The following is a 24,786-nucleotide window of genomic DNA, read 5'->3' as shown; positions in this document are numbered from 1 at the left end:
TATTTATAGAGGAAATACTAACTACTAAATACTAGACCACCGTAATGAATATGCTTTCAAAGCCTACGAATATTGATTGACAGTTAGCGGCTTATTTAACCCCGGTTTTTTTGAATTGCTAATATTCTATTTTCACACAGTAAAGCGATTCCTGCAGAAACAGCTGAAGGTGATCATACTAATGAAGGAAGAATGAGCAAAGTATTAATCTTAAGCCAGGCTAGTTTTGAAACCTCTACAGACTACCTCTGTAAATGGTTGGGGTATTATGCTACTCCGTATAAACGCTTAAATGGAGAGGATCTGTTTATGATAAACAGTTTATCCGAATTGCCGCAAAATGATGACTATGCCGTGGTATGGTATAGACGTCGTATCCATAAGTTCCCGAATGTCGGATATAGTTTCAGAGAAGAGCATTTTGAGAACGATAGAACGCTTCGTGACTTCCTAAACACGGAATTTAGAGCCTTATTCTTCTATATTCTTGAGAAGATCGACCTGAATAAATGGGTGAACAATCCCTTTGTATTCAATAGGATTAATAAGCTACATGTATTGCAGGCTGCAGAAGATCAGGGTATTCTGATTCCAAAGACGGAGGTGATGACCAGCAAGACTGCTCTCGTGGGGTTTCTTGCTACCTACAAGAAGCTTATTCTTAAACCACTCAGCGAAGTAATCTACTTGCAGGGTGAGGGTGATATGCACTACAATATGCTGTCCAAGGTTATTGATGAGAAGACGTTGAAATATGTTCCTCAGCAATTCTTTCCATCTTTAGTACAGCAAGCGATTGAAAAGAAGATGGAGATCAGGGCATTCTACCTTTATGGTCGATTCTATTCGATGGCAATCTATTCGCAAAATAATAAAAACACCAAAACCGATTTCCGTAACTACGATCATCAACGCCCAAATAGAACTGTTCCTTATAAATTACCGCAAGGGTAAGAGCGCAAGCTGGATTCCCTGATGAAAGGCTTAGGATTCAATACAGGCTCGATCGACCTTATTCTTACGCCGGATGGTGATTACGTTTTCTTAGAAATTAATCCAGAAGGTCAATTTGGTATGGTTCCTCATCCTTGTAATTACTTTTTAGAACGAGAAATGGCAATAATATTTAAAAAGAAGATTTCCAATGAAGCATAGGTTTATCAAAAAACTCAAAAAGATGGAGGGTCTTCCTCTTTCAATCTATTTTCTAGAGAGAGATCAGATGGATTTGGATAAGACCCCCTATAAATTAGAAGAAGCCAAAGACATTAATTCCAAAGGCTATCGGGTGATTAGTTATTACAAACCGGTTTCAAAACTTTAGTTATGCGTTATCTGAATATCTTCGCAAATTGTAAGCTTGTCAAAGGGGCAAGTATGTCTCTGCTTTGCGATTTACAGCTTAGAAAATACTATCAAGTTCCAAACGACATGGCTGAAGTGCTGGTATTTCTAGCAGACCATTCGGTGGAAGAAACAATAGAGACTTTTGGAGTTGAAAACAAAGGTACAGTACAGTCCTATATCAATTTTGTGTTGAAAATGGACATGGGTTTTCTGGATGACAACATTATCAAAGAGCTGGTGCCTTTGTCGTTAGAGTGGGATGCTTTCTCTGAAATTACCAATGTTATCCTCGAGTTTAAGCAAGGAACGAGTTATGATGTCGCTTTTATTCAGGATTTACTTTCGCTGAACTTATCGGCGGTTGAATTAAGAAGCTACGAGCCGATACCTTTTTCCGAAACGATTGAGCTACTTTCCCTATTTAAATATAGCAAGGTCTTGTCTATCAAATTGATTACCGCTTGGTCAAAGGAATATTCAGAAAAGCGGATAAAAGATTTAATGGAGACAGATTACAGGCTCAATACGGTTGTACTTCATGGAGCACCGAAAACAAAGCAAATAAAATTGTTCAGAGATTCGGCGTCGATTGTCTTCAGTGAAGGTAGTCTGTACTCAAACCTGCAATGTGGGGTTATCCAGCCTTCTTATTTCAGCACGAGCATAGAGTTGTTTTCTGAAAGCCAACTTCACAATACTTGTCTAAATAGAAAATTGTCAATAGACAAGGATGGCTTCATAAAGAACTGCCCATCGATGAAAGAAAACTATGGTCATTTCTTGGATACATCTTTAGCAGACATCCTTGCAGATCCCGGCTTTAGGAAGGATTGGTTTATGAATAAAGACAGCATTGAGGTCTGCAAAGATTGCGAATTCCGTCATGTTTGCACGGATTGTAGAGCTTTCAGAGAACGAACACATATCGACCAAGATGGTCGCGATAGATCAAAACCATTGAAATGTGGTTATAATCCCTACCATAATTCATGGGAAGATTGGTCGCAGAATCCATTGAAACAAGACGCCATTTCTTTCTATCAAATGGAAGATTTAATTGATAAAGCCTAGGATGGCAAAGTTTCCGTTTTATAAGCAACCTGATGCCAAGGACTGTGGACCGACTTGTTTGCGAATTATTAGCAAGCATTATGGAAAGTCGCTTTCGCTACAGATGTTGCGCGATCTTTCAGAGACGACGAGAGAGGGTTCCAGCCTTATGGGACTTAGCCGCGCAGCGGAGGCCATTGGATTCAAAACATTAGCGGTAAAGATTGACTTTAATACGCTTTTTGAAGATGTGCCTATGCCTTGTGTTGTTTTTTGGAGAAAGCAGCACTTTGTGGTTGTTTATAAAGTCGAGAAGTCTGGCGGTGATTTTAAAATCTATATTTCTGATCCGAGCTATGGATTGATAATCTACGGGAAAGAAGAGTTTCTGGAAGCTTGGATTGGCAAAGGCGCCAATGAAACAACCGAAGAGGGGATCGTTTTGGTGCTGGAGACTACGCCGCGTTTTGATGAAGTGGAGGAGAACACGGATAAGAAATTTTCTATCTATAAATACCTTAAACACTATCTCTCAAAATATAGGAAATATATTGTTCAGCTAGCAATCGGTCTTATCGGTGGAAGCTTGCTCGCCTTAGTACTCCCGTTTCTGACGCAGAGTATCGTTGATATCGGTATTCAAAATCAGGATCTCAATTTTATCTACTTAGTGCTGTTCGCACAAATTATGTTGTATTTGGGGCAGATGAGCATTGAGATGATTCGGGCGTGGATACTGCTGCACTTATCCTCAAGAATTAACATTTCCATTGTCTCGAACTTCTTTATCAAGCTAATGCGCTTGCCAATAAAATTCTTCGATACGCGCGTAGCAGCTGATATTATGCAGCGAATTGGAGACCATTCCAGAATCGAGCAATTGTTGACCAATAGCTCATTGCAGACGCTGTTCTCGCTTATCAATTTCATCATTTTCGGGATGGTGCTGTTGATTTATAACTATAAGCTTTTCCTCGTTTTCTTTTTCGGTGCTATTGCCTATGTGTTATGGATAACCTTTTTCTTAAAGAAGCGTCGAGAATTGGACTATAAGCAGTTTTCCCAGCTATCCGAAGAACAAGGCCAGGTAATGGAACTGATCAATGGTATGCAGGAGATCAAGATGAACAATGCCGAAAACTACAAACGCTGGCAATGGGAGGGCACTCAGATCAAAGTGTTTCGCATTAAGATCAAGGCTTTGAAATTAGAGCAAGTGCAAACGATTGGTGGTAATATCATTAGTCAACTTAAAGATGTATTGATCAGCTTTATTGCTGCTAGTTTGGTTGTTGAAGGGAAATTGACGCTGGGGATGATGTTGTCCGTACAATACATTATCGGGCAATTGAATACGCCCTTAATTCAGCTCGTTAGCTTTATTCGTCAATTTCAAGATGCGAAAATTGCTTTGGAGCGTCTGAATGAGATCCATGAGAAAGACGATGAAGAACAGCTTGATCAAGCAAAACTTACAGACCTACCGGAAGGCGATATTCAACTTAATAATGTCTCTTTCCGTTATACCGGCTCAGTAACATCGGTATTCGAAGGGCTCAACTTAACCATTCCTTTCGAAAAGACAACTGCAATTGTAGGTGCGAGCGGAAGTGGCAAAACAACCTTGATGAAGATATTAGCGAAGTTTTATGATGCAGATCAGGGAACAGTGAAGATCGGCCCTACAGAGTTGAAGAATATTTCTGTTCATACTTGGAGGGCGAACTGTGGCATTGTTATGCAAGATGGATACATCTTTAATGAAAGTATTGCTCATAATATTGCTTTAGGGGATGATAGTGTAGATAAAATGAAATTGGGTCAAGCAGTGGAAGTGGCGAATATTAAAGAATTTATCGAAAGCTTGCCTTTAAGCTATAATACAAAAATAGGGTATTAAGGCTTAGGCCTTAGTGGCGGACAAACACAAAGAATGCTCATCGCGAGGGCAGTTTATAAGGAACCTAGCTTTGTGTTTTTCGATGAGGCAACGAGTGCTTTGGATGCGAATACTGAAAAGATTAATACAGACAACTTGAACCACTTTTTGAAAGGTAAAACGGCGGTGATCATAGCTCACCGCTTATCTACCGTAAAAAATGCAGATAAGATTGTGGTGTTGGATCGTGGCAGAATCGTGGAGGAAGGCAGCCATGCTGAGTTAGTTGCTAGGAGTGGAGAATACTATCGTTTAGTTAAAAATCAGTTGGAACTTGGAAACTAATAGAAATACATTAGATAATATCCACCTTCGTTCAGAGCAGGTGAATGACGTGTTGGAGAATCCACCGCATTGGCTGATTCGTTGGGGAAGTACGGTGATTTGTTTGCTGATTGTTTTGTTTTTTACGCTTGCCTGTATCATCAAATACCCTGAGTTTATTCAAGGATCAATCGTCATCAGTTCGCAGAATCCGCCGGAAAAGATTGAAGCGACAGTAAATTCCAGGATTGAAAAAATATTTGTTGCCGATCAGAAAACGGTGAAGAAAGGGGAGCCAATTTTAGTCCTACAGTCTAATGCAAATCACGAGGATATTCTTCGCTTAAAGCAGTTGCTGGATAGCGTCAAATCAAATTCCCTAGCTCAATTTCCGGTCGCATTCACATCCACTTTTAGATTGGGCGAAGTACAGGAAGATTATACGGCATTTGCCAAAGCTGTACAGGACGAGTTGCTCTTTGCCAAGCTAAAACCTTATGATACTGAAGGATTAACAGCGGGCAAAAACATCAATGACTACGAGAATCGAATTGCCAACATGAAGCAGCAATACACGATCGAAGAGGCTAAAATGGAGCTCACCGAAAAGAACTACCAACGTTCGGAACAGCTGCAGCAACAGGGGGTGATCTCGGCTTTAGATTTGGAAAACGAAAAAATAAGATTGCTAGAGCAACGTAAGAACTTTAAGAATACGCAATTATCCCTTGCTCAGTTAGAGGAAAGTGTGCTAAATTTTAGGAAGATACAAGCGGGGGTTCAGATTAATAAGACTAAGGATGAATCGAATTATGCTAGCGGCAGTATATTAATGTTAGAGCGGCTTCGAAAATCGATTATACAGTGGGAGAGAAGCTTTCTTATTCGGGCATCCATCGATGGAAAAGTTAGCTATTCACAGTTTTTGGGAGAAAATCAATTTGTCAAAGCTGGCTCTAATTTGCTGAGTATTCTACCTGCCAATCGCGACATCATTATTGGTCAAATGCTGATTGCTGCACAGAATCAGGGGGAGATACAGAAAGACCAACGCGTATTAATTAAGCTTGATAACTACAAATACCAGGAATTTGGCATCGTTACGGGACGTATTCAATCGCTCTCACTGACACCAGACAAAGACGGGAAGTACTATGTTGAGGTGGCACTGCCGAATGGCCTTAAAACCTCATACGACAAGCAGTTGAGCTTTGATCAGGAACTTACCGGCAATGCAGACATCGTCACGGAAGAACTAACGCTTGCACAAAGGATTCTTGACCAATTGCGAAGTGTATTAAAGTACCAGAATAACGATTAGCATATGCGACAAAAATTATTATCTGTTTTCTGCGCGTTATTTATCCTATCGTTAGCGAACCGTGTTTTTGCGCAGGAAGGGTGGTCTCTGCAAGAATGTATGGACTATGCGGTACAACAAAATGGGAACGTGGCGCTATCCCAGTTGGACGTTGAAAACAAATCAATTGATATCCAGATTGCGAAGCGCGAAAAGCTTCCTACCTTAAATGCGTTCAGTAATATCTCAAGTAATTTCGGACAGTCACAAGATATCTTTGGAAACAATGCTAGGAACGACAATTTTAGTAATAGCATTGGGCTATCAAGTTCTGTTTCTCTCCTTAACTTCGGAAGTATCAAGAACAGTGTAATCAAAACTGAAGCCTTGGTCAACGCTTCGAAAGAGGATGTTGAGCTCGCAAGGCGCAACACGCGCATGCAGGTCGCGCAAGCTTACTTACAATTGCTTCTACAGAAAGAGATGGCTCGATTGATCGATTCTAGCGCTATTTTCTCCAGCTTGCAGTTGCAGAAGATCCAACGATCGACGGACTTAGGTGTTACTGCCTTATCTGTCTTATATGAAGCAAAAGCGAATTACAGTCGCGATGTACAGAAGAAGGCTGCTGCAGTACAACAAATCGATAAAGCGATGTTGGCACTTAAGTATGCGATGAACATGCAGGAAGATCAAGAGGCCCGTATTGATGAAAATATTTCCTTTATCGAGGAGCTCTCCCGGAACGATGTACAAGTTGATTTATTTTCAAAAATGATCTGGAATGAACATCCGCTGATCAAGAAGTATCAGTATTTGAATGAATCTGTCATGGCTGAAAATAAAATCATTCGCTCCACTCTTTATCCGAGTATTGACCTGAGTGTAAATGTCGGGAGTTTTTACTTCAACAATCTGACTCAGGGGTTCGGAAAGCTTCCTTACATGGAACAGATTCAAAATAACTTTTCTCAGCAAGTAACCCTTTCACTAAATGTTCCAATTTACAATCGGAATATTGCGAAGCATAATCTTCAGAAAAATAAGATTGTCATTCAGCAAAATGCCGAACAACTAGCACTCGACAAGCAGCAATTTAATCAAGAGATGCAGGGTTATCTTTTGGATTATAAAAACTACGAGAACCAACTTGCCTTAAGTAATGAGGCGCTAGATAATACTCGATTGGCATTTGATATCAGCCAGAAGAGCTTTGACGCCGGAAAAATAAGTATATACGATCTGAATACTTCCCGAGCAAATCTTTTGAATGCTGAAAGTGAAACCATACAAGTGCGCTATAACATGGCATTCGCAAAACTGCTCATCCAATTGATGGCAACCCGCGATATAAGGTTTTAGGTGCGCTGTTACTATCGTTACTTTCTTCAATCAATAATGCTCTAAAGCCGCTAATGTGGTTTATTCATGCTTAAGGGGATGGATAGAATTGCAATTTTGTATTTTCGTATAACTTAGCTAATACCTTAATAAACATGATCAAAATATATCATAATCAAATGTGCAGCAAAAGCCGCGCTGCGTTGACCTTATTAGAAGAAAGAGGAGAGGAGTTTGTGGTTAAAGAATACCTTAACCAAGTTCCTTTAAAAGAAGAGTTAGAAGGGATAGTAAAAATGCTAGGTATAAGACCAATCGATCTCATTCGTAAGAATGAAGAAGTATTTAAGCAGAATTATGCAGATATGGAATTAGATGATGAGCAATGGATTGATATTATGATACAAAATCCTATTTTGATGGAACGCCCAATCGTCGTGAGAGATGGAATCGCAACAATTGGTAGACTAATTGAGAAAGTTATGGAATTGTTGAAATAGAGCCTGATTTTTGTTCGATGGTACAGTAGGATTTTCTGAATTATCTATTAGTTAGGAAATTACTTGTCAGTATTTTTATGAAAAAATATTTGGGTTAAGGGAGGATTAATTTTATCTTCATGTCAATTAACCAATTCTTACGCATTACCAAAAGAAGTCAAATTATGAAGAAATCGCCATAGTATATTTTTTTACTTTACATTCGTGTACGTACACAGTTGAGTATTGTGACATGCCAATCAATCAAAAGGAGGATTCTCAAATACCTCCCAAAATCGTTAAACCAATGAAAAATTATGAAATCGACTAAGTATTCTTTATCGAAATCGTTGTTAATTATTATTCTGTGTAGTTTCTTTCCCTTCCTACTTTTTGCACAGGCTGAGCGAACTATCAACGGGACAATTATCGACGAAACAACGAAACGACCGTTAGTTGGAGCACTCGTAAAAGTGCGATCAACCAACAAAAGCAGCAGTACAGCCGAATTGGGGAAATTTCAAATTCAAGCTAAATCTGGAGATGTGCTTGAAATAAGTTTTATCGGCTATGTCCGTAAAACTATCACCATTTCTGCTGCAAGGCAATACAACATTTCCTTGCAACCAGTGGAAGAGAAGATGGAAGAGGTGGTTGTTATGGGATATGGGCAACATATTAGTAAACAAGACCTTACAGGAGCGGTGGCCCAAGTAAAAATGAAAGATATTGAAAAGGCTCCTGTTCCTAATATCGATCAGGCACTTCAAGGACGCGTCGCGGGCGTTCAAGTGTCCGGAACAGATGGTCAACCGGGGGAAGGATTGAATATTGTCATACGAGGAGGTAATTCGCTGACTCAAGACAATTCCCCATTATATGTCGTTGATGGATTTCCAATGGAGGACTTTGCAAGTTCAAGTATTAACCCAGATGACATTGCTTCAATTAGCATATTGAAAGACGCCTCGTCAACCAGTATTTATGGTGCAAGAGGAGCCAATGGAGTGGTATTAATAGAAACTAAAAAAGGGCGTGCGGGTACACCTGTGATTACATTTAATAATTCAATTGGAGTGCAGCAAGTTCAAAAAACTATCGATATGATGGACCCGTATGAATTTGTTAAATATCAAAAAGAATTACACTTAGGAAATGCAAATTCGATGTATTTAGATTCTATGAATCGAACAGTTGAAGATTATCGCGACATAGCAGGTGTCGATTGGCAAGATCAAATCTTTAGAACCTCATTAAATAGGATACATAATTTAGGGATTCGTGGGGGAAATTCGCAGACTAAGTTTTCGATTTCAGGCTCGGTAAATGATCAGAACGGTATTATTATTTATACCGGATATCAACGATATCAAGGTCGCATGGCAATAGATCAGAATATCGGCAAGAAGCTAAAAGTTGGCCTTACGGCAAATTACACGAAGAGAAAGACATTTGGAGGTGTCATTCGGGAAGGAGAAGGTGTCACAATTACCTCTCACCTGTTGAGCCGTGTTTGGGCATATCGTCCAGTAACTGGTTCTGGATCCAATCTATTAGAAGAAGATATGGATGCTGATGCAGAGAATCAATACGATGCTCGATTCAACCCCGTTGTTACACAGGAAAACTCCTACAACATGAAATACTACACCGATCTTATTACAAACGGCTATATTGATTATCAAATCCTACCGGAATTGAAATTTAAGAGTACCCTGATTTACAGTAGTAATCAATATCAGTTCGACGATTTCTATAATTCAAAAACCCCTCAAGGAACTTTGATTAGCTATTTCAATAGTAAAGGTGTAAATGCGAGCGTTAATACAGGTGGTCGTAACACGTTTTCTACGAACAACACGCTAAACTTCACAAAAACATACAATAAACATCACAAATTATATGCGCTAGCTGGATTGGAAATCCAAACATCGAATGTCAAATCATATGGATTCTCCGTACAACAGTTGCCGAATGAGCGATTAGGTATGGCAGGGGTAAAACAAGGAATTCCACTTGATATTCGCTCAACTTGGGCCGACTATTCGTTATTCTCGTTCTTCGGGCGTCTAGACTACAGCTATAAGTCCAAATACATTCTTACAGGAACCCTGCGTGCAGATGGTTCATCAAAATTTTCTCCGGCAAACCGTTGGGGTTATTTCCCTGCAGGTGCTTTGGCCTGGAATGCAACCAATGAAGAGTGGTTTAAGCAGCAAAAGGTTTTTAATACTGCTAAGTTACGCGTAAGCTACGGTATGAATGGCAATAATAGAATTGGTGAATACACGCGATTCCCAATGTTATCATTGCCAATTGGCGGTGCATATTCATGGGGTAATGAATCTCCGACGCTCGGTGCAATTATGACCGCTTTGCCATCACAAGAGATTAAGTGGGAAACGACCGAAAACATCGATGTCGGAATGGATCTCAGTTTTTTAAAAGGAAGGTTGGAATTAATTGTCGACTTATATCGTAAAAATACCCGTGACTTACTTATGAATACCCAAATACCGACTAGCCAAGGGTTTTCGTTCGCGATGAAGAATGTCGGCTCAGTAAGGAATGATGGATTAGAGTTTACAATTAGTTCGAAAAATATCGATAAAAAAGATTTTTCATGGACCACAGACTTTAATATTAGTTTTAACCGAAGTAAAATCCTTGCTCTTAATGGTGATCAGGATAAGATTTTAAGTTTCCCAAGCTTCATTTCACAGTATGGCACGAATCCATTATATATATCTGAAGTTGGGCGACCTGTCGGAATGATTTACGGCTTAGTGTGGGAAGGCACCTATAAGTACGATGATTTTAACAATCCTTCCGAAGGAGTTTACACGCTTAAGAATAATATACCGAATAACGGAAATGCCAATGTAGCACCGGGTGATATCAAATATAAAGATATCAACGGTGATTTGACAATCGATGGCAAGGACTTAACCATTATCGGACGGGGACTTCCAATTCATATTGGAGGTCTGAACAACCAATTTACTTATAAAGGTTTGTCATTGGCGGTATTCTTTCAGTGGTCTTTCGGAAATGATATCTACAATGCTAACAGACTTCATTATGAAGGAAACGGGAATGTTCGAACCAACTTGAATCAATACGCATCGTATGAAAATCGTTGGTCGGCAGAAAATCCTGATTCAGATATATTCAGAGCTAACGGGCAGGGAGTTATTGGATGGCATTCCTCTAGAGTCCTCGAAGACGGATCTTATCTGCGTTTAAAAACTGTAGCGATTGATTATAACATCCCAGCTAGATACATCAAAGCCGTTAAACTTAAAGGACTGGCAATAGGTGTTGCGGGACAAAATTTAGTCACATGGACAAAATACAGTGGTATGGATCCTGAAGTTTCCACACGTAATACTACATTGATGCCAGGCTTTGACTATTCAGCTTATCCTATGGCGCGGACTATTGTTGGAACATTGAAAGCAACTTTTTAATTCCAGATCATCATGAGAAAATCAATAAAATATATACTGGCAGCATTGATTTGTACAAGTGCGCTATCATGTAAAAAGTTTCTGGAGAAAACACCTTATGACCTTTCTCCAGTTGGCTACTATGAAACAGAAAAAGAACTTACGGCAGGAATAGCAGGCGTATATGATCGTCTTGCAGGCATATACGGATCGGTATGGCTCTACCGTTTAGGACTAGAGGCTGATGAAGGTTATTATGCACGTAATAATTTACCTCAAGGCCCCCAAAACTTTAATTTTTCAGCTTCTCATAATGATGTAGCTGTAATTTGGAGAACGCTCTACGAAGGGATCTTCCGTGCTAATTTTCTTTTAGAGAATATTGATAAGAACACAAGCATCAATGAAGATTTTAGAAATAGAATAAGGGGAGAAGCTTATGCCTTGCGAGCTCACTTCTACTTTATGCTTGTGCAACAGTTCGGTGGAGTTCCTCTAATTCTACAGGCAACCAAGGACTCAAATGAAAATATGGACATTCCTCGCACTTCTGCAAAAGAGATTTATGACCAAGTTCTTATAGATTTCAAGGCTGCAGAAAGCTTGGTGGCTGATATAAGTAGTGTCAAACATGGAGGGCGCATCACCAAATCAGCTGTAAGGGGAATGCTGGCTCGGGTTTGTCTATATATGGCTGGTGAACCTTTAAAGGATGTTGCCAAATATGCTGAAGCAAAAGAATGGGCTGCAAAAGTGATAGACGACGTGTCTGCAGCACATAAATTGAACCCTGATTTTACAGAAGTATTTAAAAACTATGCGAGAGACCAATATGATATTGGTGAAAGTATTTGGGAAGTAGAATTTTGGGGAAATAGAACAGATACTTATACGGAGACAGGGTTTGTAGGATTTGCGAATGGACCAATCACCAGCAATGCATTGACTGGCAACGGTTTTGGTGGTGTTAAAGTTACTGCAAAACTCTACTTCAAATACCTTCCAGACGATGAACGTCGTGATTGGACTATTGCCAATTTTACCTATGTTAACTCTGGACCGGAAGGGAATAAGAATATGCTAACATCAACTGCTGAGGGAGCAATATACAATCGTGAGGCCGCAAAATGGCGTCGAGAATTTGAAACATTGAAACCCAAAGCAACTGGGCAAACACCGCAAAATTTCCCTCTGTTACGTTTTTCGGATATACTCCTTATGTATGCGGAAGCAGACTTCTATGCTTCAAATAAAACCGTAACAGCAACAGCGATTGAATACTTAAACCAAGTTCGAAGAAGAGCGCACGGAAAGCTCAAACCTGAAGCGGAAAATGTAACAGAACATGATATTAGTCTGCAAATAGACGCTTCTGAGTTTGAAACCACTTTGAGAGACGAACGCATGCGCGAGTTTGCATTTGAGCAACTTAGAAAGTTTGATTTAATCCGATGGGGAACATTCCTTCTTGAAATGCGTTCGGTGGTCGATCGAATGAACGTGGTTAACCCAAATGCAGCAAATCTTTATGCAAAGGAACGGTTTGTTAATGCCCAAGATGAAAAACATCTGTTATGGCCGATCCCTTCTATAGAGATGACGATGAACAAAGCAATGGTACAAAATCCAGGTTGGTAAACTAATTAGACGTTATGAAAAACTTAATTTATCTTTTCAGTATAATGATTTGCTTAAGCTCCTGTAAAGACGTTTTGGATGCAGAAGAAGTCGAGAATTTCTCCGTATCAACAACAAAAAGTGTATTTAAGGTTGGAGAACAAATCTCATTTACAATAACAGGCAATCCAAAACTCATTAACTTTTATTCGGGACAGTTTGGAAATGATTACGATTCCATCTCAGGTCGCATTGTGTCGCCTGGCGACATAGAGTTCTCTTTTAATCTTAGGTATAATTATCCAACTAGAACAGCTAGCGAGTTTGCTGTGCTAGTCTCTTCCGATTTTGAAGGAGAAAGAACTTCATTGGCTGACGTAAATGCAGCGACTTGGACAGATATTACCGATCGTTGCATCATAAAACGAGAGGATGCCTATATTAGTTCAGGTATTGTAAATGTATCTGACCTAGTCGTCGAAGGCAAACCTCTGCACTTTGCTTTTAAATATATATTCGATCCAAAAAAAGGTAGTGCCGGTTCGGTCATGTGGATTAATACCGTACTAGTTACTAGTACCACAGAGAATGGAAAACAAACATTAAGTTCATCCTTATTGAATGATTTTCCATTGTATGCAGCAGTCAGCAAGGACAAAAATCCTTATCGGTCTGATAATCGCTCTACAAACTTAGTGATGTGGAACAATGCAAATTCAACTGTTGAGGGAATTACCTATACAAACACGACATATACCGAGGAATACTTTGTAAGTAAAGGTTATCCAGCAGGGCTATCGGTTGATAATGGGCCAGATAAGCCAATTACAATCAAAGCCTATTCCGACGCAAGAATCGGCGATTTCCAATATGTTTTCGACAAAGCAGGCACTTACAAAGTGGTATTCGAAGCAATGAACACTTCGGTAAATGGCGAGAAGAAACTCATCAAAGAAATTAACCTAACGATAGAAGAGTAATGATAATAAACCGCTTAGGAAAAATCCTCGTACTGCTCGCGTGCCTACAATGTGGCTTTCTAGAATCCAACAATGCGCAGATCAGCATCATGGGGATCGATGTTCAAGACCCAGGAACAACGCTCAGTAAGGAACAGCAGATTTTAACCATTGGCTTAGACCATAAAAATTGGATGTACAACACTGGAGAAGACGTAGTCTTTGAAGTGCAATACAATGGAACTCAAAAGGACCCCATTGAAGTATCCTACGCTTATGGTTTAGAACGCATGAGGCCAATGAAATCGGGAAAACTTAAAATCAGCAACGGAAAACTACGCATTCCTGCGGGAAGCTTCAGTGAACCTGGATTTATTCGCTGTACAGTAAACATTGATGAGGATGGAAAACAACTTACCGCCACTGCGACGGCTGCCATAGCCTCAGAGAAGATTCTGCCAACAATAGTTAAACCGGAAGACTTCAACAGCTTTTGGGAAGAGGCTATAAAGGATTCTAAGAAAACTGCTTTAAATACTAAGTTCACACCGATGGATTACCAAGGATCCGAAGTTGTTGATGTTTTTCAGGTTGAGTATCAATTCAATAATAAAGGCGATAGAAAATTCTATGGTGTAATATGCATTCCGAAGAAGGCAGGTAAGTACCCTGCAATCATTAGGTTTCCTGGAGCTGGCTGGGTACCATTAAATGGAGACATTAAGACTGCTGAGCAAGGATACATCAGTTTGAGCCTTTATATCCATGGAAAACCAGTAAATAAAGACTTAGCCTATTATAAGGATCTTCAAGAAAATGAATTGAAAGATTACCAATTCAAGGGAACAACCAATAGAGATTCCTCTTACTATAAAAATGTGATACTAGGTTGTGTTCGTTCGTTGGATCTTGTGTATTCTCTTCCTCAATTTGATGGGAAAAATGTAGTTGCCTGGGGTTCTAGTCAGGGAGGAGCGCTGTCAATCATAACGACTTCGTTAGAGCCGCGAATTAAATATGCCGTGGCATTATGCCCTGCGATGAGCGATTATACCGGCTATCTGCATGGACGAGCGGGCGGTTGGCCCCATTATTTCTTAAACGATGCATTGGATGAGGATACTAGAACTAAAATGGTAGAAACACTTCCGTATTACGATGTTGTCAATTTCGCAAGAAATATAAAGGTGCCTATGTATTTCTCTTGGGGCTTCAATGATGTCACTACGCCACCCACATCGTTTTATTCCGCATACAATATGATCAAGGGAGAGAAAAAGCTTTTTATTATACCAGAAGGAGTGCATAAAATTTATCCCGAACAAGTGGATAAAACATACACTTGGTTAAAAGCACAGATTGCTAAAAATCAACCTCATTAATTCTTATGAATTCTAGAAGAAATCTATTAAAGAGCTTAGGAGCGGGCGTTCTTGTAGCTGGGATACATGGAATCGCAAATGCCGAGGAAAAGGGTAAGCGATCAGTAGCGCGTTCAATCAAGATTATTGCCAACACGCAGGAGTTAATCTTATTAAAGGAAGCTATTGAAGGAGAGATATTTAAAACATTGGGCTATTTTCAAGAGCATGATGCAGGGGGAGCTCTCTACCTAATCACAAAGAAAGGTCAAGAATCACCTGGTGCAATAATTTTAAAGAATGGGTTGGTCGCAGAACTCTTGGAAAGCAATTCGGTAAATTATCAAATGTTCGGCACGAAATCCGATGGAGATTTTGATGATGGTATGGCCATAAAATCAGCACATGAATATGCAAACATATATAACATCCCGGTAATCAATAGGCATGGCGAGTTCTGGATAAAGGCAACCAATGACATCAACATTCAAACTTCTGTCGAGTGGGGCGCTACAATATTTCATATTGATGAGCAATTTAATACTCCAAAAGCGTTCAAGTTTAATATTACCTCAACAACAGCAATTAAAGATCATCAGTTGGATGCGAATGACAAGTCCAGCTTAGTCGAGCATCTCGTGCCGGGGGTTACTGAAATTGCAGCGTTAAATAAATTCCGTGGTAATCTTATTTATGTGGAGGATAAGAATGATCGCATTGGATATCGTGCAGGAGCGCGTTTCGATGGGCAATCTTGGGCGAAGCAGGAACTCTTTTTCGTAGAAGACCATGGAAAGGTGATCGGCGATATCGCTTATCGTTTCAAAGATTTCACTAGCTTCGAAGTTATACCAGTTGATGATACTTACCTTACGATGAGTGGTGGATGTTTTGTCTTGTCTGGCAATAGTTCAGGAAAAGGATACACCAAAAACGGCATTGCAATACGTCGTAGTAGAACGATTATCTCGAAACAGGTTGTTCGGTTGGCCCACGGAGCAGTTGACACGGCGCCAAACGCACGCACAGGTTTCTATAATTTTCATAAAGTCTACGAGGTACGATTAGAAGATATCAAACTAATCCCTTACGAACAAGATCGAGAAGGGACAGAACATGATGTTCCGGCAGGAACCTACGGAATTTCGGGAGATCGCATCTTAAATGGTACCTTTCGAAATGTTACTGCAGAAGGGGGAAAGGTACATTGGGGCGTTTTCGGCACGAATATGAACAAGAATTTCACGATTGAACTATGCCGATTAAACCGTGTGGATGTTCATTTTCACTGTTGGAACGTTCGTATCCACAATACCCATATTGGTCATCGAGGGATATCTGTTACGGGCGGTGGCGATTTAACAGTTAGAGATTGCTTCGTTGAAGGAAGAAACATTATTAATTTCCGACAAGACTTTGGCTCGAAGTGGGATGGGGATATTCGCATTGAAAACGTTCATTTTAAACCGTCAGTTCCATCATCCGCCAATTTGTTAGAAATGAGCCCCTCCAATTTCAATTATCACTATCCAATCGTATTGGGAAGAACTATTATTGTTCAGAATATTCAAATAGATAGCACTTCGATGAATCCTAGGGCAGAAATTCAGCTCATCAACTTTCCGAAATTCGCGAAAATGGACCATGGAGAACGCGTTATCTTTCCAAGCTATATTGAGTTCAGCAATGTGTTTTGTCGGGGAGCAGTATCCGGAGTTAAAGGATTTCAACTACTGAAGCCACAAGGATTTTATGTGGACAAGAAAGGTAGTTATGATAGCTATTTTTTCCAACCGAATGTACAGGTGAGAATCGATCGAGTAGAATTACTGGATGGAAAGAGCTTAAACAATTACGCTAATCCCTACCACTTCTCTTTTGTAGGAAGCGATGATATTGATGTCGATGAACACTCGGCATTTATCGAAATTGAATTTATTAAATCGCGTGACTTGCAACTCAAAGCCGACGCCATTCCTATGCAAATTACCGTGAGAGACTCAAGTATCTCACGTTTCGAGTTTGGGGAACAGAGGGAGCTTCAAGGGGAACTTTATCTAGATCACTCCAAATTTGCGCCCAATGTGAACAAGTTAGAACAAGTTCGTTGTGACTATAAAGCATCTTTAGGAAATATTTTTAGTAACACAACTATACACAGTCCTCGAATTCAAGATAAATACCAATTTGATGCCTTTGAACTTTACAAATTTATAGCAATCAATAAGCAACTCTTAGGCACACATATCAATACACGATTAGGCAAGGAATATGTAGAATATCTTGCTAGTAAGCAAATCAAGTTAAGTCCTGCGTTCCTAAATCAGTTATTGATCAGTAGGGGAGAGAAATAAAAAATAAGCTGCGCTATCCCTAGCGCAGCTTATTTAGCGTTAAATAATTTTGCTATCTACCACTTAGAAATACAGGAACCATTGGGTTCATGATAATTGCTTTTGCTAAACTTTTGTGAAAGAGTTTTTCGAAGAAATTCTTATCACTATTCCAAGTAAGCAGGAGTACGTCAGCCTGCATTTCCTCAACAACTTCCCTAACCAAACTTGAACTCTCCTTACTGTGGATCAATTGCATTTGAAGTTGGTCTATTCCCAAATTATTTTGTAGGTGATAACGATGCTCTTCCAGTTCCAATTCTTCATAAACGGTGGGGTCCTTAACTTCAGGATGCATATGTACTATGCTGTATTTCATTTTATTGTCCGAAACAACTTCTATAAATGATTTCAGAGTATTCTCATCTCCTTTTTGATAATCTGTAAACAACACTGCGTGCGACAGATGAAAATCATGAGACCGCTCTGGGACGATCAATAAAGAACAATTAATATCCTTTGCCACGTCGTAGGTATTACTACCCAATACATTTTTCCTAGCGCCAGTTTCTCCGTGAGTTCCCATAATCACTAAAGATATTTGATGCTCTTCAATGTAATTCTGGATACTGCTGATAACTCCGCCTTGTACACAGCGAAATGATGCTTCTGCGGACGTAATACCTAATCTGGATTCGAAGGCATCCAATTTAGCTTGTGAACTAATATTCGCTTGTTCGCTGTCTTTTTCATTTGTAGAACGACTCTGAAAGGCCGATTTAAATGCTTGAAAGACATGGACGAAATGTAAATCATATCCGTATTTCTTTGCAAATGCTCTAGCATACTGCGCAGCGATAAATGCATTATTTGAAAAATCAATCGGTACTAATATGGACTTTCTCATAGGACATAAGAGTTAAAATAAGCATGGTTTAACGGAACGCCTTGGAAGCATTCCTTTCCTATAATATAAGCATTCTGAACGACAAAAGCCAAGTTTTATCTTAGTTGTCTCTTGTAATTACGGAAACCGCGTCGCTTTTCAATTTTACCTTCAGCCAGCTCTCCAATCGATTCAGATCGCCTTCATTTAATTTGTTCTTTCCATCGATCATTAAAATCGTTTGCAGATGGGAACTATCCTTATTGATATAAACGTTTTGTTTACCTATAGAAAACGGGGATACTTGCGGAAATAAGGTTGTAATCTCCTCAATGAGTGCTTTATCGGTGAATGTATAAGCTGCAAGCTCATTCCGAAGGTTCTGTATCGTAATATCTTTTTCAGAAACGTGCTGCGATTGCTTGTTGATCTCTGCGAGGATATCTTTCTTAAGATCCACGCTATCTTGACGGATCAGTAATTTCGTATTATCCAGATTGTAATTTCCTAATCGATCATTTAAACCTTTAAGCTCACTATCCGAGAAGCGCTTCGCAAGGAATGCTAATTCAATTCTTTTCTCTCGGCTGTTAAATTGCGTTCGTTCGTAAATCACGGTGTATCCTTTGGCAGCAAACTCGTTTTGGATAAAGGTGGAGACATTTTGTGTGAACTTTCTCTCCTGCAATAAACTGTACGCCAAATAGAAACTTGGCACTAGCATGATGATCAATAGAACAGTAATCGTTCTTGTAATGCGTTTTTCGCGTTGTGCATCCACAAATTTGATCTTTGGATACTTTAGTAGCTTCACGATGAAAAGTGTAGAAATACAAATGAAGAAACAGTTGATTGTGTACAAATAAATTGCCCCTGAGAAATATGCAAAATTACCGATTGCCAGTCCATAGCCTGCTGTACATAGCGGCGGCATTAATGCTGTGGCAATTGCCACGCCTGGAATCGGATTGCCTTTTTCTTTTCGCGTAATCGCAATTCCGCCAACCAAACCTCCAAAAAATGCAATCAGTACATCATAGATATTCGGAGAAGTCCGGGCTAACAATTCCGACTGCGCCTCTTTGAATGGACTGAGCAAAAAGTATAGAAACGATACAAATAAACTTACCAGCGTCGCAACTCCTAAGTTCTTTGCAGATTTCTTCAACAGATCAAAATCATAAGTTCCTAAAGCAAATCCAGCCCCAACAATAGGCCCCATTAGTGGGGAAATTAACATCGCACCAATGATTACCGCCGTAGAATTGACATTCAACCCAACCGATGCAACGACAATAGCACATGCTAAAATCCATAGATTAGCCCCCTTGAAGGAAATATTTGATTTCACATTCTCCAACACAACCTCTCTCGACTCCTCGCCATAATGGAGGTTAAAGGAACGAAGTAATTTGATCATAGATATTGCTTTATGCCGGGAAAATACGAAAATCTTCGTTAAATTAGAATGTAATTTAAACCTCTACATTTCCTAAGCCTTCGCGATATGCAAAAGACCATCTACCTGGCTGTCGTTTTCATTTGGATTTCATTTCACCTGAATGGTCAGACGGATTCCATAAAACGAAATATAAACTACGACGAATCCCTCGTCACAGCCTACGCACTCCCTGATCTCCTGACCTCAAACTCAGGACTCAAAATCAACAATAAACAAAAATGGGAGCAAATCAGACGCCCAGAGATATTAGAGATGTACAGCAATCTCGTCTACGGCAGAACTCCGACCGAAGACATTCCTGTCAGCTACCAACTTCTTACCGAAAACAAGCATGCTTTGGATGGAAAAGCAACCATGCAGCAAGTCAAAATGACCTTCTCCAAGAACGGTAAAACGGTAAATGCCCTGTTATTATTGATGCTACCCAACCATATCAAAAAGAAGATTCCCATGATTGTAGGTTATAACTTTAAAGGCAACCACAGCACGATAAACGACTCCACGATTCTATACAGCGACAACTTTAAGCTCGTTCGAGAGCCCGACCATCTGGATTGGAAACGTGGCGTTCAAGCACAGCGCTGGGACTATAAGCAAATCATAGAACGAGGATACGGTGTAGCTACTATGTGCTATCATGATATCTTCCCTGATAAAGATGGTTTTAAAGACTACAGCATTGCGGCTTTATTCTCCGATTATGAATCTCGAAAGGAGCAAGGGGATAATTGGGAAGCCATCGGTGGATGGGCGTGGGGATCCTCAAGAATCGTCGATTACCTAGAAACGATTCCCGAAATAGATAAAAACAAGTTTGCCTTACTTGGACATTCCCGTCAGGGGAAAGCCGCACTCTGGGCAGGCGCACAAGACCCTAGGTTCAGTATCGTTATCTCCAACAACTCCGGTGAAGGTGGCGCAGCACTCGCCCGCAGAAATTACGGCGAAACCTTACAGATTGTCTGCAACATTAAGCCCGCCTGGTTTGCCAAAAACCTCAACGCCTATCACCATAAAATCGATGAGATGCCATTCGACCAGCATATGCTCATCGCATTGATTGCGCCGCGAGCGGTCTATGTCGCGAGCGCCGAACAAGACCGCTGGGCAGATCCAAAAGGAGAGTACCTCGCGGCATATCACGCCAGCCCGGTCTACGCCTTATACAAAAAGAAAGGTCTCCCCAGCGAAATCCAACCCCAACTACATCAACCAATTTACAATGATATTGGATACCATATCCGCGCCGGAATCCACGACGTAAACTCATACGATTGGTACTGTTATTTGAACTTTGCGGATAAAAAGTGGAAGTGAATAAATACTAACTACTAACTACTACTTCAACAATCCAATCCTATCATAAGGAATTGCCTGAAACTTCGGCAGCACCTCTTTTATCCTGATGCTATCTTTAAGGTTGAAGTTCTTGTTTTTGTAATCAACAAAAGGATCGCTTTTCTCGCTATCTTTCAGGAATAGCATATTAGAATTTACGTAGTTACCGGAAGCAAAATTACCGCATAGGAAAGCGATATTATTATCTGAGAAGTTGTACCGCATCGGCACAATGGCTGTATCTAGAATGGTATGCAATTGAGGGTAAGCATCTTTGTAAGCATCCGAACGAATATCGACGCGCTCTGTCAGTTTATTCTGAAGATCCGCCGCCATGAGGTCGGTTTTCCACTTTTCGATGGTCCAGGGGCTATTGCCTAGAGCTTGCTTGCAGTTGATAAAGATATTGTTTGTGAAATAGTTGTTATAGCCGCCATTAACATGCACTGCGCCGAATGATCCTTTATCCGTCGGATTACCGCAGCGATTGAAAATATTGCCATAAATGTAATGGCCAACCGTTCCATCGTCCAGATAAACCGCACAAACGCGATTCTCATCATCCTTATAAACATTCTCAAAATAGTTATAGCGGATCGTATTGTTTTGCTCTGCCTGGTTTCTACCCGTGTACATGGCACCCATATCAGAAGCATTTTGACAAACATTGGCAATCTTGTTGTACTCAAAAAGCAGGTTATTCCCTTGAAAGCCGATTGCCATATGCGGGGCCGAATGCACATAGCAATGTCTTACCGTATGCCCAACGCCGGTTACCCGTACCGCTGGCGCATAGGTCTTATTGAATAGATTGAAGTTGGATATCTCACAGTTTTGAACCAGATTATTTCCCGGATTTAGCGTTCTGTTGTCACCACCGTTGATATAAATCCCACCGGATCCCATATTGTTGATATAGCAATTCTCGATTCGTACGAAACTATTCAAATTCTGATTATCGATCTCTGTCTTCAGATCAGTAGGATAGGTGTCACCCATCGAAATCGCGCGTCCTCCGAGATTCTCAAAGCGGCAGTCCCGAATGTTCACATGACTAACATATCCCAAATAAACACCCAGTCCACGTGCATATTTAAAGTCTATATTTTCTATGTTTAAGTAATTTACCCCCTCGAGCATCAGGAAAGGCTCAGCAAACTGAGTCAATCGAACATCCGTATCACCAGTAATACTATTGCTCGGGTATACAAAAAGTCGATTTGCATCCCGATCGAAAAAATACTCGCCGGGCTGATCGACCTCCTCTAGTACATTATAAAAATGAAAACCGCGAATCTTATGAGAATGCTTCAAACCCCAATCTGAGGTGTCAGCACTGGAATGAAATCCATAGATATGGGGATGCGTCGTGTTGATTGTCTTTTTCTTGGTATCTATAGACTCGATCATTACATTATCATCCGCATAACCGTAGGCAAAATATCCATAAATCCAAATATTATCTTTTTGTTTCCAATTCTTAATATCACCGAGATATTTAAATTGTGCCCCATACGGATTATCTACTTTGCCGTACCGAGCGATGGATCCTTTATTGAGCACTTCTGCAATCTTGACAATAGGTTCGCCTTCATTTGGCCAACGACCTAAATCATAAGCTTCATTATCGATAAATAACATACTGCTCGAAGGAACTAATTCCTCGATGCTATAGCCGAAGCCGTGCGGGAAAAGTCCTTCATCTACAGAAAGCCCCGAGGCATTCACATCAGCCACTAGGATCTTATTTGCAGCAGTCTTATGCAAGAAACTACGTTCCTTTCGATCCCTAACCGACGTAAAGTCCGAGCCTTTAATCTTAATGGCTCCAGTAAACACCACTTCCTCGTTTTTATAGGCAGCAATAATCGTTGGTTTGCCAGCTATTCCAGAAAGTGTTCGGTCAACGCGTGCCGCCCTAGTAAAAGGATATTCACCCCCTCGCAAATAAATCTTTATCCCATCCTGCGGTTGCCTTTGCTTCATCTCCTTAGCTTTGGCTAGCGCATTTTCCAGGGTCTGTAGTGGCTGCTCCAGTGTGCCTGGATGTTGATCATCCCCAGTCGGGGAAACATACAGGACGATTTCGGCTTTCGCAATAATTAGAGTAAATAGTAGAATCGAAGTAAGCAAGTATCTTTTCATAAAGAAACAGGTTATTGATAGGTTTACGCGTTAGATCTTAATTAGTAAACAAAATAGGAATATTCTTGGTTTTTGACAAATTAAAAACCTGTTTTGTTTTGTGCTATAAAGATTTAGCAATTATGAGCCTATATAGTTTGAGCCCTTTAGTGAAAGGGCTCTACGCAATTCGTCCTAGTTAATGCCGGTACAGTTGGATTGGAATTTATTGGCGCTATATATGACGCCAATACGTAGAGCCCTTTCACTAAAGGGCTCCCGTGATACTGGACATCGGAAAATACGCAGTTCGTCCTAGTTAATGCCTGTACAGTTTATTTGGAATTTATAGTCGCTATATATGACGCCAATGCGTAGAGCCCTTTTACTAAAGGGCTCCAGATAGACACGCTTAAACTATATCGCCCTCAATAATGTATATTCCGAAATCTAGCGAAAAGCTTAATACGTATACTTCATTTGATACCCCTTTCTTTCCGCATCCGATATTTCCAATCCTTCTCTAATAAATTTATCCATATCACCATATTGCTTGTCAATCTCAGTAAATGCTGCTTCGAGGTAGCTACGATCTACAGACATTAATGGCAATAATACCTGTGGATCGATGTTGGCGAACGCTGCGGCCATCTTAGGGTCTTTCGTTTGCGCCATTTTTGGTAAAGTGTAATAATTCGTCATCAGATACTCATTGATTACCGTTTCTTTGTCGACGCCCAATACCGATAAAAGCAGGGCAGAAGTTAAACCTGTTCGATCCTTACCGGCAGTACAGTGGAACAAAGATGGTTCTTCATTATCCAGTAGTTGGCGAACTAGTACTTTGAAAGCATCCAAATTCGAATTGATAAATTCCTTATTGGCCGTAATCAACAAGTTTCTGGAATCTTCGGGAGTCATATCCCCGGTTTTAATCTTCTGCATTACGGCATTCATTTGTGCAGAATTACCACCATTAAAGATAGGATGGTGTATCCAACGGATGCTCGCAGGCAAGTTATCTTTTGATGTGGCAATTTCCTCATCGCTTCTCAAGTCATATACTTTACTAATTTTTAAGCTCTCGATATATGGAAACTCATCTTCCTGAATGCTTCCTAAAGCATCGGCACGATAAAATTGACCCCATTTTACTTGTTTGCCATCCTTTGTCTTTACGCCGCCAATATCGCGGAAGTTGCTAGGACCTTCTAGAGGAATCAGGCGTTCGGAAATAAGAATGGTGTCGCCAGCAAGCATGGAAGCAAAAGATAAGCGCTCATTCTCCTCAACAGCTACAATGCTATCCTTTGCTAAGCTGAAAGGTTTGCTATAGTCGATTGTCTCTACGGTCTTGCCGATAAAATAATTCCCTTGCATATTTTGTCCTGCGTAAATTCTATAAGATGTACTATTTACGCGATCGGCTCTTAAAGCTTCCTCCAATGTTCTGCTAACCTTTGGAGTTTGTGCCATGATGTTTAATGATCCAAGCATAAGAATGGATGTAAATGCGATATATTTATTGATATTCATG

16 protein-coding genes and 1 pseudogene are annotated in these 24,786 nt (G+C 40.2%); 13 read left to right on the top strand and 4 right to left on the bottom strand.

Going from position 1 to position 24,786, the window contains the following annotated elements; translation table 11 throughout:
• The first annotated feature begins 192 nt into the window (after window positions 1-192).
• From B2400_RS11360 to B2400_RS11305, 12 genes and pseudogenes are all read left to right on the top strand, one after another.
• Window positions 193-954, top strand: a complete 762-nt coding sequence (locus B2400_RS11360; RefSeq protein WP_293933430.1) for a hypothetical protein — start codon at window positions 193-195, stop codon at window positions 952-954.
• 21 nt (window positions 955-975) lie between these two features.
• Complete coding sequence (locus B2400_RS11355; protein ID WP_293933429.1) at window positions 976-1,155, top strand: hypothetical protein; 180 nt, start codon at window positions 976-978, stop codon at window positions 1,153-1,155.
• Window positions 1,156-1,326: 171 nt separating this feature from the next.
• Window positions 1,327-2,418, top strand: coding sequence for a grasp-with-spasm system SPASM domain peptide maturase (gene gwsS, locus B2400_RS11350; protein ID WP_293933427.1), 1,092 nt, complete (start codon window positions 1,327-1,329; stop codon window positions 2,416-2,418).
• Window position 2,419: 1 nt separating this feature from the next.
• Window positions 2,420-4,621 (top strand): annotated as a pseudogene (locus tag B2400_RS11345) (peptidase domain-containing ABC transporter).
• Window positions 4,611-5,921 carry an HlyD family efflux transporter periplasmic adaptor subunit gene (locus tag B2400_RS11340; RefSeq protein ID WP_293933425.1) on the top strand — a complete coding sequence of 437 codons (1,311 nt, stop codon included), beginning with the start codon at window positions 4,611-4,613 and terminating at the stop codon, window positions 5,919-5,921. Before B2400_RS11345 ends, B2400_RS11340 begins: the two are co-directional and overlap by 11 nt.
• A 3-nt stretch (window positions 5,922-5,924) precedes the next feature.
• A complete protein-coding gene (locus tag B2400_RS11335) occupies window positions 5,925-7,262 on the top strand; it encodes a TolC family protein (RefSeq protein ID WP_293933423.1) in 1,338 nt (445 codons plus the stop codon).
• A gap of 134 nt (window positions 7,263-7,396) precedes the next feature.
• Window positions 7,397-7,741, top strand: coding sequence for an arsenate reductase (glutaredoxin) (gene arsC / locus B2400_RS11330; RefSeq protein WP_286652277.1), 345 nt, complete (start codon window positions 7,397-7,399; stop codon window positions 7,739-7,741).
• Between the two features lie 296 nt (window positions 7,742-8,037).
• Window positions 8,038-11,190 (top strand): SusC/RagA family TonB-linked outer membrane protein, encoded by a 3,153-nt coding sequence (locus B2400_RS11325; RefSeq protein WP_293933421.1) that lies wholly within the window; start codon window positions 8,038-8,040, stop codon window positions 11,188-11,190.
• A 12-nt stretch (window positions 11,191-11,202) separates the two neighbouring features.
• Window positions 11,203-12,807: a RagB/SusD family nutrient uptake outer membrane protein gene (locus tag B2400_RS11320; RefSeq protein ID WP_293933418.1), complete on the top strand. Its 1,605-nt coding sequence runs from the start codon at window positions 11,203-11,205 to the stop codon at window positions 12,805-12,807.
• A gap of 14 nt (window positions 12,808-12,821) precedes the next feature.
• Window positions 12,822-13,766 carry a DUF5017 domain-containing protein gene (locus tag B2400_RS11315; RefSeq protein ID WP_286652280.1) on the top strand — a complete coding sequence of 315 codons (945 nt, stop codon included), beginning with the start codon at window positions 12,822-12,824 and terminating at the stop codon, window positions 13,764-13,766.
• The gene (locus tag B2400_RS11310; RefSeq protein WP_293933415.1) at window positions 13,766-15,127 is read left to right on the top strand and encodes an acetylxylan esterase; all 1,362 of its coding nucleotides are present in this window, start codon (window positions 13,766-13,768) and stop codon (window positions 15,125-15,127) included. The genes B2400_RS11315 and B2400_RS11310 overlap by 1 nt, the downstream gene beginning before the upstream one ends.
• A gap of 5 nt (window positions 15,128-15,132) precedes the next feature.
• Complete coding sequence (locus B2400_RS11305; RefSeq protein WP_293933412.1) at window positions 15,133-17,460, top strand: hypothetical protein; 2,328 nt, start codon at window positions 15,133-15,135, stop codon at window positions 17,458-17,460.
• A 52-nt stretch (window positions 17,461-17,512) separates the two neighbouring features.
• Here B2400_RS11305 and B2400_RS11300 read toward each other — a convergent pair whose 3' ends face one another.
• On the bottom strand, window positions 17,513-18,346 hold the full coding sequence (locus B2400_RS11300) for a universal stress protein (protein WP_293933409.1): 834 nt from the start codon (window positions 18,344-18,346) through the stop codon (window positions 17,513-17,515).
• Window positions 18,347-18,446: 100 nt separating this feature from the next.
• Entirely contained in the window at window positions 18,447-19,745 is a 1,299-nt protein-coding gene (locus B2400_RS11295; protein WP_286652284.1) for a DUF389 domain-containing protein, read from the bottom strand.
• A gap of 87 nt (window positions 19,746-19,832) precedes the next feature.
• On the opposite strand from B2400_RS11295, the gene B2400_RS11290 reads away from it, so the two are divergent.
• The gene (locus B2400_RS11290) at window positions 19,833-21,104 is read left to right on the top strand and encodes an acetylxylan esterase (protein WP_286652285.1); all 1,272 of its coding nucleotides are present in this window, start codon (window positions 19,833-19,835) and stop codon (window positions 21,102-21,104) included.
• A gap of 21 nt (window positions 21,105-21,125) precedes the next feature.
• Here the strand turns inward: B2400_RS11290 and B2400_RS11285 are convergent, their stop codons facing one another.
• Together B2400_RS11285 and B2400_RS11280 are read right to left on the bottom strand one after the other, a co-directional pair.
• Window positions 21,126-23,270 (bottom strand): right-handed parallel beta-helix repeat-containing protein, encoded by a 2,145-nt coding sequence (locus B2400_RS11285; protein WP_293933406.1) that lies wholly within the window; start codon window positions 23,268-23,270, stop codon window positions 21,126-21,128.
• 441 nt (window positions 23,271-23,711) lie between these two features.
• Entirely contained in the window at window positions 23,712-24,785 is a 1,074-nt protein-coding gene (locus tag B2400_RS11280; RefSeq protein ID WP_293933404.1) for a tyrosine-protein phosphatase, read from the bottom strand.
• Window position 24,786 lies beyond the last annotated feature (1 nt).

Source organism: Sphingobacterium sp. UBA6645 (genome assembly GCF_002455685.1).
Taxonomy (GTDB): Bacteria; Bacteroidota; Bacteroidia; order Sphingobacteriales; family Sphingobacteriaceae; genus Sphingobacterium; species Sphingobacterium hotanense.
Note: the sequence above shows the minus strand (reverse complement) of the source record. Positions and strands in the feature narration are given on the sequence as shown.